Raw genomic sequence first — 15,082 nt, forward strand, 5'->3', positions numbered from 1 at the left:
CCAAATGATCAATCGCATATTCCAACTTTCTAAAGTTCCCTCTTCTGTTGAAAAACAAAGCGGTAGTGCACTCATGATGGCATTATTCATTCTTGTTGTACTCATTTTGATAGGGAGTGCTTTAATGCGTGTTTTGTCAACCAGTAGCGAAGCAATAGCCCAAGAAGTGATTGGCACACGTGCTTATATGGCTGCTAATTCAGCTATGCAGGCAGAATTGCAAAAGTTATTTCCGTTAAATCCTGTAGATGAGACAGATTTTCAGTGTGATAGTAATCCTCCCCCTTATGATTTTTCTACTTCAGGTGCTGATGTTAATGGCTTATATCATTGTAAAGCGGTCACCAGTTGTAATCTTTACGCGACTAATACTTCAACAGGTGAAAAATTCTATCGTTTAACGAGTATAGGAAAATGCGGTAGCTCTGTTTTGGGTAGCACCAGTACAGACGTTGTTGTCAGCAGTAGAAAAATTCAAGTTGAAGCAAGGAACTTACCATGATTAATCGTTTTATATTGCTTCTTTGTCTATTAGTCTCCGTAATACCTTCTGCTTACGCAGTAGACTGTTTAACTGTTTTTCCTTCAGGATGGCGTCAAAATACGCCGCCGAATGAACAATTAGTCAACTTCCCTAGTAACACCTCAGGTAACACGCTAACCGATGGTACCATTTTACCTCGTGGTGATAATTTATACTTAAATTCAACCCTTGGAAATAAAGATGAAATTTTTGTTGGTGCAGTAACAGGCGCGGAAACAACCGCTCGATTATTTTTTAGAACATCGGTTAGCCGGCAAAATGTCAAGATCAATGAAAATGGTAACCCTGAAGATCTAATTATAGTTGTTGATGGTAGTTTGCAAATCACAGGTGGCAATACCGTTATTAATGCTATTATCTACACAAAAGGTGCTATTTCAGTAAATGGTAATGCAAGCATAAATGGTGCCGTTGTTGCTTTAGGAAGTGCTACTAGTTTTAGCGTTAACTACAATGCCAGTTACATCAACAATGCTGATTTTAATGGTATGTGTGAATCGGCCATTACTCCCATTGCAGAATACCGCTTTGACGAAACCGAATATGCAGACACACCTGATGAAATTGTAGATAGTATTGGCGGCTTCAACGGACAGGCAAAATCTAGCCAACCAATAGAAGAAGGTGTGGTCTGTAATGCCATTGATCTTTCGGCTATGGGAACTGCTGATTATGCGACATTACCTAAAGATATTTTAAACGACAAAACCGATTTCAGTATTTCTTTGTGGGCTAGAACAGCCAAAACCTCAAATCAGAGCTTTCTTTCGGGAGCGGGTGCTACTTATAACGAATTAATCATGTGGTTTACCCATGATACTAATTTTTATCCTTATTTAAAGGATGTTGCGAATGGCAGTATTAGTACACAATCAATTGCTGATGATAACTGGCATCACATAGTTTGGACTCGCGAAGGCAGTAAAAGTTGTTTGTTTGTAGATAAACTACTGCAAGGCTGCGTTACGCAAACTACTCTACCATTGAGTATTCAAAGCTTGATTCTTGGGCAAGAGCAAGACAGTATTGGCGGAAACTTCGATTCAACTCAAACCTTTGATGGTTTAATTGATGAGCTTTTAGTGTTTGATGAAGCTATTTCACTCGCTGATGTTACTTCGATACATGATAACCAAGCAGCAGGGCTAGGTTATGATGGCACTGCTCGCACTTGTCCTATTTCTGTTTTCCCTGAGCCTGTGTTAGATCTCCATTTTGACGAAACCAGTTGGAATGCCACAAATGCTATTATTGATATTAGCGGCAATGAATATCACGCAAATGCCGTGAATGCCATACCAACCTTATCGACAGACGGCGCGATTTGTCGGGCAGCAGATTTATCAACTTCAGGCATTGATGATTATATTGCGCTAGACAGTACGGCATTGAATAACCGTAATAATTTCTCTATTTCTCTGTGGTATAAAACGCCGAAAACAAGTAACCAAAGTATAATTTCTGGTGCGAGTGCCGCAAGTTTTAATGAATTGATTTTTTGGTTTAATAATAGTAACCAATTTGGTCCTCATATAAAAAGTAGCACTAACTCGGTTATTACTAGCAATATTTCTGATGATAACTGGCACCATTTAGTCTGGACGCGTTCAAGCACTAAAAATGTACTTTATCGAGATGGTGTGTTGCAAGCAGGAAGCGCTAGTCTACCCAGTGGAGTACTGAACATAACTAGTCTTATTTTAGGGCAAGAGCAAGATTCGCTTGGGGGGAGTTTTGATAGCGCACAAGCGGTTGAAGGGCTAGTGGATGAACTATTAGTTTTTGGTAAGGCACTCACGCCTACGCAAGTGGCTACGGTATATAGCAACCAAAGTTCAGGTTTAAACTTTGATGCCACACCTAGAGTTTGCCCCTTGTTGCCTGAACCTATACTTAATATGCAATTCGATGAACCTTCATGGTCAGGTGATGCAGATGAAGTTATTGATGAAACGGGTAATTTCAACAGTCAATCAGTCAATGGTGCAAATACGGCAAACTTAACCCCTGCGATTGCGTCTAATCCTGGAACCTGTGGTTACGGAACGTTTGATGGGGTTAATGATTATGTTGCATTACCTAACACGTTTGATAACCAACAAGAGAGCTTTACGATAACTGCTTGGATAAAACCCATTAATACCAACTCAGGATCACGTATTTTTGCCGACGATGAAAATAATTCGCAAGGGTATGCGCTGAGTTTAGGTGATCCCGGTAGCGGCAAGCTTAGGTTTTATTCGCGTGGTGTAAATCCCGTATCCGTTGATACTTTAACAAGTGTGATACCTACAGATACTTGGACATTTGTTGCTGCGGTGCATGATAGTGAAGCTAAAACACGCAAAATATATGTTAATGGTGTGGCGCAAACGGTTACAGGCGGCGGAACAAGCAGTACGTATACAGGGACTTGGGGGATAGATACAGGTATAGCGACCATTGGTGGTGAATCAGACTTAGGTGAAACGGGTAATCGATTCACCGGGGCAATAGATGAAATACGTATGTACCCAAGTGCTTTAACCAATGCAGAAATTAATGATATTCAAAATGAAACACATCAATGCGCAGTTATTGACCATTTTGAAATTAGCCATGATGGTCAAGGCCTTACGTGCCGCCTGAAGCTATCACGATCAAAGCATGTGCTGATGCAAGCTGCGCTAATTTGTATATAGGTCCGGCTGATGTGGCACTTTCAATAAATGGTAATCTCGACAAAATTGTCACGGTAACGGGTGGAAGTATGTCCACTAGTTTTTCATATATTGATAGTACAAATCCTGCCACACTGAGCTTAGATAAACCTTATCAATGTAAAAATGGTGCTTCAACTAGTTGTGATGTGGTGTTTGCTGAGGCAGGTTTTATCTTAGATATTAATGGCGGTAATGATGTTCCATCTTGCGATGATAGTAAGTCTTTATCTATAAAAGCAGTCAAGTTAAGTGATGATGGTGTGAGTTGTGCGCCTGCATTTGTTGGTAACCAATCACTTAAATTTGTTTTTGATTATCAAAATCCCGATACGGGCACTGTTGTGCCAACACTCGAAGGTGTGAATATGGAGCAATCAGGGGGAAGCCAAACAAAAAACGTAACCTTTGATGGTAATGGCGAGGCTTCATTACCCATACAATACAATGATGCCGGTGAATTACAATTTTCAGTTTCCGAGGTTGTTCCGTCAGGCGTAACGTCAGGTGTGTTACAAAAAGTATTTTATCCAACGCAATTAGCGGTTTCTACGCCTTTAACCTCAACAGATAGCGATGGTTCGGTTAAACAAAAAGCAGGGCTAGATTTCCCCATAAGTATTGTTGCTCAATGTCAAGGTGGTACTCCAACTAACAATTATGAACCGCAATCAAATAACACATTACAGTTATCTGTTCAGCAAAAAGAACCGATTGCTAATAAGGGGGGATTGGCACTTAGCAATACTAATATTAGTGCAACAAATTTGACACCTTTGGCAACAGCACAATTTAGCAGTGCTAATGAGGTCGCGTTAAATTTTAATGGAAGTTACAGTGAAGTCGGTATTATTAACCTAGCCGCCAAAGATAGTAATTATATGGGAAATGAGATTAGTTCTGCGGGTTTCAGTACTGTGGGGCGCTTTATTCCTGATCATTTTGACGTTGAAATCGCTGAAAAATCATTTAAAAATACCTGTACCCCAGGGGGCGATATTACCAAGTATTTTACTTATATTGGCCAACCGTTTAGTTATTTAAACCCACCAGAGATATTGATAACGGCAAAAAATACCGCAGGTGATACCACTAAAAACTATACTGAAGGGAGTTACCAGAAATTAACGTTTGATGGTGTAGAACGTATATTCCCTACTGCGGACACGAGTAAAGACGGACTTGATCTAACCGATAATAGTATTGATGACGCGCCTAAAATGGCAATAATAGCGAATGTTTTTAGTGATTCAGCAATGTTGGTGTCACTTAATCCAGGTGAGATGACTTATACTTTCAAATCGACAGATAATTTTACCTTTACCAAAAATGCTAACTCGCAAGTTGACCCATTTCAAATGGGTTACGATATTGTTATTAATAGCATTAAAGATTCAGATGACGTAGACGCTAGTATTGCGTTATCAGCTAATAATAAGGTATCGCCAACGGGGGTAAATCTTCGTTTTGGTCGTTGGGTTGTTGATAATACCTTTGGCCCTGAAACCCGTGATTTGTCTTTGCCAATGGCAATTCAATACTGGAATGGCAGTGATTTTGTTACCAACCCCCTTGATAATTGTACAACGTTTACTGCGACTAAGTTAAGTGTTAACGAGACAAACCTAAACCCAGGCACAACCACCGCATCTGGTAGCGGTGTTTTTGTTAATGGTATAGCATCTGAAATGACTTTATCTGCACCGGGAACACCTTATCAAGGTGCAGTACCCGTTAGTTATTTAATTCCTGCCATGCCTTGGCTTCAATACGACTGGGATTGGGATGGTGTAAGCACCAGAGAGTTTAATGAAAACCCATTTGCTACGGCTACTTTTGGCCAATTTCGTGGTAATGACCGGATAATTTATCAACGAGAAGTAAATAATTAGGTTTTTATAAAATAAATGCTTGAATTAGCCACGAAAATCAACTGACATAATAGAATTGACTTGAATTGTCAGGTATCATTGTTCGATCTGTTATTTGAATTAATAACACGCACTAATTAACTCGCATTTTCACAGGACATTTCGAGCTTATGTTTAAAAAATTACGTGGTATGTTTTCTAACGATCTATCCATCGATTTAGGTACAGCCAACACTCTAATTTATGTTAAAGACCAAGGTATTGTGTTAGATGAACCGTCAGTGGTTGCCATTCGTCAAGATCGCTCAGGTGGCTCAAAAAGTGTTGCTGCTGTTGGTACTGCGGCAAAATTAATGTTGGGGCGTACACCTGGAAACATTGAAGCAATACGTCCAATGAAAGATGGCGTTATTGCTAACTTTTTTGTGACTGAAAAGATGTTGCAACATTTTATTAAACAAGTGCATAGCAATAACTTTTTACGTCCTAGTCCAAGAGTATTAGTGTGTGTGCCTTGTGGTTCAACTCAAGTAGAGCGCCGTGCGATTCGTGAGTCAGCTATGGGTGCCGGCGCAAGAGAAGTGTATTTAATTGACGAACCTATGGCAGCGGCTATTGGTGCAGGAATGCCTGTGTCGGAAGCGACTGGCTCAATGGTAGTTGATATTGGTGGTGGTACAACGGAAGTTGGTATTATCTCTTTAAATGGTGTGGTTTATTCATCATCAGTACGCACTGGTGGCGATAAATTTGATGAAGCAATTATTAATTATGTACGTCGTAATTTTGGCAGCTTAATTGGTGAAGCGACAGCAGAGCGTATTAAACATGAAATTGGCTCTGCCTATCCAGGTGAAGAACTCATTGAAATTGAAGTGCGCGGTCGTAATTTAGCGGAAGGTGTGCCACGTAGTTTTACCTTAAATAGCAATGAAATATTAGAAGCTTTGCAAGAACCGTTATCTACGATTGTGAGTGCTATTATGGTTGCTTTGGAGCAATCTCCTCCTGAATTAGCATCAGATATTTCCGAGCGTGGTATGGTGTTAACGGGCGGTGGTGCATTATTAAGAGGTTTAGATCGCTTATTAATGGAAGAAACTGGTATTCCAGTTGTGGTTGCTGAAGATCCATTGACTTGTGTTGCCAGAGGTGGTGGTAAAGCCCTTGAGATGATTGATATGCATGGGGGCGACCTTTTTTCATATGAGTAAGGTCTCCTATGAATAAAATTGATGTTGCTTCTTTGTTATTTAACCCAATTACGGCGTTAAAAGTACTCCCAAATTCTTCTGGAAAGAATTTGAACAACCGAAGGTTGGCACGAAGTGTGGAGTACAGGATGTACGAAATAATGACTAGCGTCAACTCCGTGCTTTTGCCTTGTACTTGAATTAAATCCCTGTGAAGAAACAATCAATTTACCAAGGAGAATTAGCATTAATCAAACTCATTGTTAGAAATTATCAACTCATAACTGGTTTTATATGAATCCAATTTTTAAACATGGCCCATCCGCACAGCACCGACTAGTCTTGGTGCTTTTTTGTTCTATTTTATTGATTTTTTTCGATCATAAAATGGCGAGCTTTGAATCGTTGCGCGGTTACTTACAGTCTATGGTTAGCCCGCTACAATATCTTGCTAATACACCTAAATTAGCGATGACATGGATATCAACTAATGTTGCTACCCGTAGTCAGTTGATGGCAGAAAACCAAAGAGTATCGTTTGAATGAACTAAAATTTCATGAACAAGCTATGCAGTTAGATATCATTAAGCAAGAAAATGAACGCTTACGCATATTACTCGCGTCACCTTTACGTAGTGAGTTAAAAAAGATGGTGGCCGAAATTCTCTCTGTAGATAGTGATCCTTACACTCACCAACTCGTTATTAATCGAGGTGCTAGAGATGGTGCTTATGAAGGGCAGCCTGTACTTGATGCCTTGGGAATTGTAGGGCAAATATTACATGTTGGACAAACAACCTCTCGCATTATACTCATTACCGACGTTTCTCATGCTGTTCCGGTTAGAATTAAACGTAATGGTTTAAGGTTATTAGCTTCAGGTAGTGGTCAAATCGATCGTTTAACTCATAATTTTGTACCGCAGAGTGCAGATGTTAAAGTGGGTGATGTATTGGTTACCTCTGGCTTAGGAGGAAAATATCCTGAAGGGTATCCTGTGGCGACGATTTCGTATGTTAGTAATAACGAATCGAGGGAATTTATGAGGGTTTATAGTACGCCCATTGCCGAAATCGATCGTTTACGCTATTTATTGTTATTATCAACAAAAGAGCCTGTGAGTATTTTTGCACCTAAACCTCAGACCGAAACTACTCCGACTGAAGCACAGACACAGGTGAATAAATAATGTTTGCTCGTAATGGTGTTATGATATTGCTGACGTTACTAATTGCCGTAATGGCAAGTATAATGCCGCTACCATTAAGTGTTGATGCCTTTAGACCTGATTGGGTACTCATAGTGCTTATATACTGGTGTATGGCTTTACCAGGGCGGGTTAATATTATTACCGCTTGGGTGATGGGGTTTTTAATGGATGTTTTACTTGGGTCCGTATTAGGTGTTCATGCGGCCGCTATGGCAATATCTGTCTTTATTGTTGTAGAAAATTATCAAAAAATCCGTAACTTTTCTATTTGGCAACAAGCCCTTATTACTGGCGTTTTATCTGCGTTATATCATTTAATTGTTTTTTGGTTGCAGCGTTTTTTAATCGACGCTTCTTTTATTAGCAGTTATTTATATCCTGTGATTACAACCGTTGTGTTGTGGCCATGGGTGTTTTATTTGTTACGTAAAGTACGCCGTCATTTTTCTATTACATAATTAATTCATTTGGGGTTGCATGAAACAACTAATTTTGGCTTCACAATCGCCTAGAAGAAAGGCTTTGTTAACGCAACTAGGCTATCAGTTTATCACCCAAGCAGCTGATATTAACGAATCAGTAAAGCCAAATGAAAATGCTAAAGATTATGTAGTACGCCTAGCAATAGAAAAGGCTCAAGGGATTATGTCAGTATTGCCAGAACAAAAACATACGCAGATGATCGTTCTTGGCGCGGATACTTGTGTAGTATTAGATGATGAAATTTTAGGTAAACCGGCAAATGAAGCCGAATGCATAGCCACACTCTTACGTTTATCTAATAAAGAACACCAAGTACTTACGGCTATTGCCGTTGTTGCTGAAGATCAAAATAGCCAAGAGCACAACAATGATGTGATAACTAAACTGGTGGAAACACAGGTTCAATTTAAGTCATTAACGGTTGATGAAATAAAAGCCTATTGGCGTACAGGAGAGCCTTGTGATAAAGCAGGCTCTTATGGTATTCAGGGGATAGGTGGTCAATTTGTGACTACAATTAATGGTAGTTACTCTGCTGTTGTTGGTTTACCCTTATACGAAACAGTACAACTTTTGGAGCACGTAGGCCTACCATCTAGCCTATCTAACGCATAAATGAAGGATTAATATCAAATGAGTAGTGAACTATTAATCAATGTAACCCCTAGTGAAACGCGTGTTGCGTTAATTGAGCATGGCTCTTTACAGGAAGTTCATATTGAACGAGAAGCCAAACGAGGTATTGTTTCAAATATTTATTTAGGCAAAGTTATTAGAGTCTTACCGGGCATGCAAGCAGCCTTCATTGACATTGGCTTAGAAAAAGCTGCTTTTTTGCATGCGTCGGATATTAATTCAAGATTGATTTTAAAAGAAGATTCAGATCAGGTACCTGATATTCGTGCTTTGGTGCATGAAGGACAGCATTTAATGGTGCAAGTGGTTAAAGATCCACTCGGTTCAAAAGGGGCGCGATTAACAACGGATATAACAATCGCATCAAGGTATCTTGTCTTAATGCCACATGCTACTCATGCGGGTATTTCTCAACGCATTGAAGATATTGAAGAACGAAAACGCCTAAAAAAATTGTTAGCCCTTACTGTGATGAACAACAAGGTTTTATCGTGCGAACCGCGGGTGAAGGAGCGGGAAAAGACGAATTAAAACACGATGCTGAGTTTCTGTGTAGAGTTTGGGAAAAAGTAAAAGAACGAAAACAGCGTAAACAAGTTGATTTACCTTTGTATCAAGATCTATCTTTATCATTACGTGTGTTAAGGGATTTTGTTGGGGTTAAGTTTGAGCGTATTCGTGTTGATTCTAAGTTAACCTACGACCAACTTATTTCATTTACTCAAGAGTTTGTACCAGAGTTAACGCAAGTAATGGAATATTATCCTGGTGAGAGGCCTATTTTTGATTTGTTTTCCGTTGAGGTAGAAATTCAACGCGCCTTACAACGTAAAATAGAATTAAAATCAGGTGGGCATTTGGTTATTGATCAAACTGAAGCCATGACAACCATTGATATTAATACGGGGGCTTTTGTTGGCCACCGAAATCTTGAAGACACTATTTTTAGTACGAACATTGAAGCAACTCAAGCAATTGCCAGACAACTAAGGTTAAGAAACTTAGGTGGTATCATCATTGTTGATTTTATTGATATGCATAGCGACGACCACAAACGACGTGTTTTAAATAGTTTAGAAATGGCAATGGCAAAAGATAATGTAAAATTTAGTGTTCATGGATTTTCTTCGCTAGGTTTGGTTGAAATGACACGTAAACGTACGAGAGAAAGTTTGGAACATGTTTTATGTGGCGAATGTCCTGTGTGCGCAGGACGTGGTAACCTTAAAACAGTTGAGACGGTTTGTTTTGAAATATTACGCGAAATTGTACGGGTAAATCGCGCCCATGAGGCAGATCAATTTATAGTTTATGCGGCTTCTGCTGTGAGTGAATTTTTAGTTAATGATGAATTTCATAGCTTAGCTGAGGTTGAAATGTTTATTGGGAAATCAATAAAAGTACAAACCGAAACTATGTATTCTCAAGAACAATTTGATGTGGTCATGATGTAGCGGAGGCTACAATATTTATTGTTCAACGGCTTTCATTATAATGATAGGAAAATGATTTTTAATGTCGATTGTAAGCGTCTCTAATCGTTGGCTTAACCGTCTTTATAAAATATTGGCAATCTTGCTAGTATTCGGCGGTATTGATCAGTGCGTTACGCTTATTTTCACCCTATGTGGATCATTATCGGCAAGACTTTCAAGATTACATCAATGCTAATAACCATACTAATCTGGTTATTGGCAGTTTAGGTATGAATTGGCAACGTTCAGGGCCAACTTTAATTGCTAATCAAGTCACTTTAGTTGATACCAATGACGCTTATGTTTATGTAAATCATCTAGAAATACAAGTTGATTTTTGGGCAACGCTAACCATGCAGCGTTTGATTTCCGGCAATTTGATACTTGATGGTGCTCAGGTTAATTTAGAACAAGATGTTTGGGATTCTTCTGAACGTAACCCTTCCACACAAGACAATACCACTTCAGGAACAGTCAAACCGCTCGATGGTTTCAAGCAAATTTCGGATATATTTTTAAATCGAATTAATCGCTTCTCTTTGCTTGATAGTAAAATATCAGTAAAAAATAATGATCTAGAACGTCACTTTCGCGTTAATAATTTACAATGGCTTAACCGAGGTGATCGTCATCAAGCCCAAGGCAACATTACCGTTGATGAATTAAGCTCGAATAATTTGAATTTGAAAATAGATATTAATGGCCAATATATTGATGAGTTAACGGGCATGATACATATTGAGGCAAACCACCTGGATATAACCCCTTGGCTTGATAATGTATTAACCCTTGATAATGATAAAACCAAAGCGGATATTGGTTTTTCTACTTGGTTAAAAGTCGATAAAGGGAGTATTGAGCGGTTACAAGTATCGTTGCATGAAAATATTATTAGTTGGCAAGACAGTATTTCTACTGAGGTAAAAGAAACTCAGACTGATGTAAATCTAACCCAAACCAATCAAGTTCGGCACAAGTTAACCTTGAGCGAAGGGCAACTATTATTGGTTAAAGGCCAAAACGCCGACAACTTTAAACTCTTTAGTACGCCTTTGTCATTTCAATTTGATCAAGAAGAGTCACAGCCATTCACGGTACAAATACATAAAACCCCAGAAGAGTTTTTAGTTTACTTATCTACTTTTGACTTGGCGTTACTTAGCCAAGTATCACCTTTATTTATTACAACAAAAAATGTCAGAGAACGCTTGTCTGACCTAAAGGTTAGTGGAAAAAGTAATGATATTTTTATTCAAAAAACAACGAAAAATATTGCAGCAGTAGCTAGTTTTAGCAATGTGTCTACTCATTACAGTCAGGGGATTCCTGGGCTTGATAATATTTCTGGCATGTTAAGTTTCACCCAACAATATTTACACCTTAATCTAGCTGCGGAACAAGGTAATATTGATTTTAATAAGCACTTTGATATTCCCATACCTTACGAATCACTAAAAGCTAATGTTGATTTATCTATTGCTGAAAACCAATGGCTGCTCAACGTTAGTGATATAGTGCTTAAGTCTGATGAATTAACTATAGAGGCTGATTTAGCTATTGACTCACCCGAAAATAGTGAACTGTCAATGTCGTTACTGGCAAATATTACTGACGGTGATGCCAGTAAAGCCGGACATTATTATCCTTTAACCGTTATGAGTAATGAGTTGGTTGATTACCTCAACACGGCTTTAGTCGATGGGAAAATAAAGCAAGCCCAAGTATTAATTAATGGCCCTTTGGCTAACTTTCCTTTTACGGATAAGTCGGGAACTTTTATAGTTGATGCGGAACTTGCTCAAGCTACGTTTAGCTTTAGCGAAGATTGGCCTGTAATCAAAGACTTTGATGCTAATTTGAATTTCACTAATAACAGCATGTTAATTACGGGACGGTCAGGCACCTTAACCTCTCTTGACGTAACAGGTGTACAAGCGGCTATTGATGATTTAAGCGACGATGCAATACTTACCGTTGATACACTTATTAAACCGTCGTCTGCCGCTAAAGTTGCTAAGTTGATGCTTAATAGCCCTTTAAAAGATTCTGTGGGGGCGGTTTTAGAAAAGTTACAAATAAAGGGGAATATAGAGGGGGAATTTCACCTAGATTTACCCTTGATTGCAACTGAGAATGCATTAGCCAGAGGTGTTATTAACTTTGCGGATAATGACGTGTTATTACAAACGCCGCACATGGATTTTACACAAGTGAACGGACAATTAAGGTTTGAAAATGCGAAAATTACCACAGAGGATTTATCCCTTAAATGGCAAGGTTTACCGTTAACATTAACGGTGAATGGTAATGATAAAGCAGATTATTATGATACGAATATTGCACTAAAAGTTGATTGGCAAAGTAGCAAGTGGCTGCCACATATATCAGCCAAGATGAAAAAATATTTTGATGGTAAATTACAGCTTCAAGGTGACCTATCGTTATATCAGCACCACGGTGGCGGGTTTTCTTATCAGTTGCTTGTTAATTCAACTCTTGAATCTTTCACTCAAATTTCCTAGGCCATACACAAAAGTAGCACAAACAAAGGTGCCATTGAATATTGAGATAAACGGCCAATTAGAGCAGTCAACTTTTAATGGAACGTTCGGTGATAAATTGAGTTTTTTTGGGGTGCTAGATCATGAAACAACGCATTTTTCTCGTGCACATATAGTGTTTGGGTAATGAAAAGATGCTTTTGCCAATGGATGGGTTTCACATTACTACTAATTTAGCACAAGTAGATTTTAGCGAATGGCAACCCTTGATCCTTGATATTATTAATACGGTAGCACCTTCCGATACTGAGAATAGTATAAACAATCAAAATACTGCATTATTTCCTGGTCCTGAACGAATCAGAGGTACAATAGGGCAGTTAGATTTATTAGGGCAAGAATGGCATAACGTTTCTTTTAATTTACTTGATAAGAAAAATTGGTGGCTATTACAACTTAATGCCAAGGAAACCCGTAGTCAAATTAAAATTTATCCTGATTGGTTAGCGCAAGGTATTGATATTAATTCTGATTTTATTAATTTAGTCGACCAGTCGTCTGACGAAACCAGTAAGCAAGAAGCTGAGTTAGAAAGTAAATTAAACGCTAGGCAAAACCCAAAAACTAATGAGGTTAAACAAGCCTTATTAACCGATGATACATTTGACAGTATTCCAAAAATTAATTTTTATTGTGAACGTTGCCAAGTGGATAAGCTTAATCTTGGAAAAGTGAGTTTTTCATTATCAAGAACCAATGACAATGTGATTAAAATTAATAATTTTCAAGCTAAACGCGAACAAGCTGAGATTAATTTATCAGGTGAGTGGCAAAAACTAGGCCCTGACTTAAGTAAGCCATTAACGTCAATGAAGGGCTCTTTAGTATTAAACAATATTGAATATGAACTAGAGCAATTAGGTTATGGGTCAATTATTAGAGATAGCGGCGGTAAACTTAACTTTGATGTAAATTGGCAAGGTGGCCCTCATGATTTTAGCTTTAATCACTTAAATGGCGATCTTAGCGCAAATATAGATGATGGTTACTTAGCTGAAGTGAGTGATAAAGCGCGTATATTTTCAGTGTTAAGCTTGCAATCAATTGTGAGAAAACTAACGCCGGATTTTCGAGATATCTTTAGTGAAGGTATGTTTTATAAAGATATTAAAGGTGATTATCACATTAAAGAGGGCGTGTTATATACCGATAATACACGGATGAATGGCTCTGCAGGTAATTTATTTGTCAAAGGTAATACTAGTTTTGTTAATAATACTCTTGATTATAAAATGTCTTATAAACCTAATTTGACCTCTAGTTTACCGGTGCTTGCTTGGATCGCAACCTTAAATCCCGTAGTGTTTTTGGGTGGTGTGGCAATAGATCAAGTGATCACTTCGCAAGTAGTTTCTGAGTTTAATTTTGAATTAACGGGTAGTGTAAACGATCCGAATTTTAAAGAAGTGAATCGTAAGAGCCGCGATGTGAGCGTAGGACGGTCAAAACCACCTGAATTTGTTGATACTAAAGATAAAGCTCAATTGAAAACTCCAACACAAACCGACACAGAATTTAAAGCAAACACTTTTAAAGAAAACCAACAACAAGAAGAATTAAATGATTAAGCTTAGTGCCATACAACTTAACTCTAAAGCAGATGTTGCATTTAACTTAGCAGTTATTGCAGCACAACTTGAAAAATTAGTACACAGCCCTGTTAGTACAGAAGCTGACAATAATGATACTATTGAACATATAGTCGTGTTGCCTGAATGTTGTTTGTTTTTTGGTGCCAATGATAAAGCGCAGTTATCCCTTGCAAACCAAACCTATACGAATAATGATTTACAATGTGCGTTAAGTGCCCTCGCAAAACAATTTAATGTGACGCTTATTGGTGGTACTGTGCCAATATTAACGGCAGAAGGTAACAAATATACCAACAGTAGTTGTGCTTTTAATACCAATGGCGAATTAATTGGCCGTTATGATAAAATTCATCTGTTCGATGTGAATGTTGAAGACAGTGAAAAAAATTATTGTGAATCACGTTTTACCCAAGCGGGTATAAACCCTTGTCTGGTAAATACACCGTTTGCAAAGATAGGCCTAACGGTTTGTTTTGATGTTCGCTTTCCTATGTTATTTCAAAAACTAACAACTATGGGCGCAGATATTATTACGGTACCTAGCGCTTTTACCCGAGTAACGGGTAAAGCACATTGGCAAACATTATTACAAGCAAGAGCCATTGAAAACCAAGTCTATATTATTGCATCAGGGCAAGAAGGTGTGCACGAAAATGGTAGAGAAACTTGGGGACATTCAATGATAATAAGCCCTTGGGGCGAAGTATTAGATTGTCTTGAAGAAGGTGAGGGTATAATTACAAGTGAATTTAACCCACAAGAAATTAAACGAATACGAACAAGTATGCCATTAAAACATACCGCTGAAACCTAACGTT

At 38.4% G+C, this 15,082-nt stretch carries 12 protein-coding genes and 1 pseudogene; all 13 read left to right on the forward strand.

The annotated features are described in order from the left end of the window. Positions 1 to 4: 4 nt before the first annotated feature. Positions 5 to 502: a pilus assembly PilX N-terminal domain-containing protein gene (locus L3081_RS04770; RefSeq protein WP_242283863.1), complete on the forward strand. Its 498-nt coding sequence runs from the start codon at positions 5 to 7 to the stop codon at positions 500 to 502. After that, complete coding sequence (locus tag L3081_RS04775) at positions 499 to 3,225, forward strand: LamG domain-containing protein (protein WP_242283864.1); 2,727 nt, start codon at positions 499 to 501, stop codon at positions 3,223 to 3,225. The genes L3081_RS04770 and L3081_RS04775 overlap by 4 nt, the downstream gene beginning before the upstream one ends. Then, a complete protein-coding gene (locus tag L3081_RS04780; RefSeq protein WP_242283866.1) occupies positions 3,162 to 5,135 on the forward strand; it encodes a DUF6701 domain-containing protein in 1,974 nt (657 codons plus the stop codon). The genes L3081_RS04775 and L3081_RS04780 overlap by 64 nt, the downstream gene beginning before the upstream one ends. Positions 5,136 to 5,284: 149 nt before the next feature. Beyond that, on the forward strand, positions 5,285 to 6,328 hold the full coding sequence (locus L3081_RS04785; RefSeq protein ID WP_242283868.1) for a rod shape-determining protein: 1,044 nt from the start codon (positions 5,285 to 5,287) through the stop codon (positions 6,326 to 6,328). A 366-nt stretch (positions 6,329 to 6,694) separates the two neighbouring features. Further along, positions 6,695 to 6,853 carry a hypothetical protein gene (locus tag L3081_RS04790; protein ID WP_242283876.1) on the forward strand — a complete coding sequence of 53 codons (159 nt, stop codon included), beginning with the start codon at positions 6,695 to 6,697 and terminating at the stop codon, positions 6,851 to 6,853. Continuing rightward, entirely contained in the window at positions 6,846 to 7,496 is a 651-nt protein-coding gene (gene mreC, locus L3081_RS04795; protein ID WP_242283877.1) for a rod shape-determining protein MreC, read from the forward strand. The genes L3081_RS04790 and mreC overlap by 8 nt, the downstream gene beginning before the upstream one ends. Beyond that, positions 7,496 to 7,975 carry a rod shape-determining protein MreD gene (mreD, locus tag L3081_RS04800; protein ID WP_242283880.1) on the forward strand — a complete coding sequence of 160 codons (480 nt, stop codon included), beginning with the start codon at positions 7,496 to 7,498 and terminating at the stop codon, positions 7,973 to 7,975. The genes mreC and mreD overlap by 1 nt, the downstream gene beginning before the upstream one ends. Before the next feature lie 19 nt (positions 7,976 to 7,994). After that, the gene (locus L3081_RS04805) at positions 7,995 to 8,615 is read left to right on the forward strand and encodes a Maf family protein (RefSeq protein ID WP_242283883.1); all 621 of its coding nucleotides are present in this window, start codon (positions 7,995 to 7,997) and stop codon (positions 8,613 to 8,615) included. A gap of 18 nt (positions 8,616 to 8,633) precedes the next feature. Further along, a pseudogene (rng, locus tag L3081_RS04810) lies at positions 8,634 to 10,090 on the forward strand (ribonuclease G). A gap of 140 nt (positions 10,091 to 10,230) precedes the next feature. Beyond that, the gene (locus L3081_RS04815) at positions 10,231 to 12,633 is read left to right on the forward strand and encodes a YhdP family phospholipid transporter (protein ID WP_242283886.1); all 2,403 of its coding nucleotides are present in this window, start codon (positions 10,231 to 10,233) and stop codon (positions 12,631 to 12,633) included. A 34-nt stretch (positions 12,634 to 12,667) separates the two neighbouring features. Further along, positions 12,668 to 12,799 carry a hypothetical protein gene (locus L3081_RS26425; protein ID WP_274620334.1) on the forward strand — a complete coding sequence of 44 codons (132 nt, stop codon included), beginning with the start codon at positions 12,668 to 12,670 and terminating at the stop codon, positions 12,797 to 12,799. A gap of 7 nt (positions 12,800 to 12,806) precedes the next feature. Continuing rightward, positions 12,807 to 14,240 (forward strand): YhdP family phospholipid transporter, encoded by a 1,434-nt coding sequence (locus L3081_RS04820; protein WP_476728546.1) that lies wholly within the window; start codon positions 12,807 to 12,809, stop codon positions 14,238 to 14,240. Further along, positions 14,233 to 15,078, forward strand: a complete 846-nt coding sequence (locus tag L3081_RS04825; protein ID WP_242283897.1) for a carbon-nitrogen hydrolase family protein — start codon at positions 14,233 to 14,235, stop codon at positions 15,076 to 15,078. The genes L3081_RS04820 and L3081_RS04825 overlap by 8 nt, the downstream gene beginning before the upstream one ends. Positions 15,079 to 15,082 lie beyond the last annotated feature (4 nt).

It is taken from the genome of Colwellia maritima (genome assembly GCF_022669015.1).
GTDB classification, from domain to species: domain Bacteria; phylum Pseudomonadota; class Gammaproteobacteria; order Enterobacterales; family Alteromonadaceae; genus Colwellia; species Colwellia maritima.

Excerpts from the sequence above, each read along its gene's own strand:
- L3081_RS04790 (WP_242283876.1), top strand. The coding sequence starts at position 6,695 with ATGGCGAGCTTTGAATCGTTGCGCGGTTACTTACAGTCTATGGTTAGC.
- L3081_RS04820 (WP_476728546.1), top strand. The coding sequence starts at position 12,807 with ATGCTTTTGCCAATGGATGGGTTTCACATTACTACTAATTTAGCACAA.
- L3081_RS04805 (WP_242283883.1), top strand. The coding sequence starts at position 7,995 with ATGAAACAACTAATTTTGGCTTCACAATCGCCTAGAAGAAAGGCTTTG.
- L3081_RS04775 (WP_242283864.1), top strand. The coding sequence starts at position 499 with ATGATTAATCGTTTTATATTGCTTCTTTGTCTATTAGTCTCCGTAATA.
- mreD (WP_242283880.1), top strand. The coding sequence starts at position 7,496 with ATGTTTGCTCGTAATGGTGTTATGATATTGCTGACGTTACTAATTGCC.
- L3081_RS04770 (WP_242283863.1), top strand. The coding sequence starts at position 5 with ATGATCAATCGCATATTCCAACTTTCTAAAGTTCCCTCTTCTGTTGAA.
- L3081_RS04785 (WP_242283868.1), top strand. The coding sequence starts at position 5,285 with ATGTTTAAAAAATTACGTGGTATGTTTTCTAACGATCTATCCATCGAT.
- L3081_RS04825 (WP_242283897.1), top strand. The coding sequence starts at position 14,233 with ATGATTAAGCTTAGTGCCATACAACTTAACTCTAAAGCAGATGTTGCA.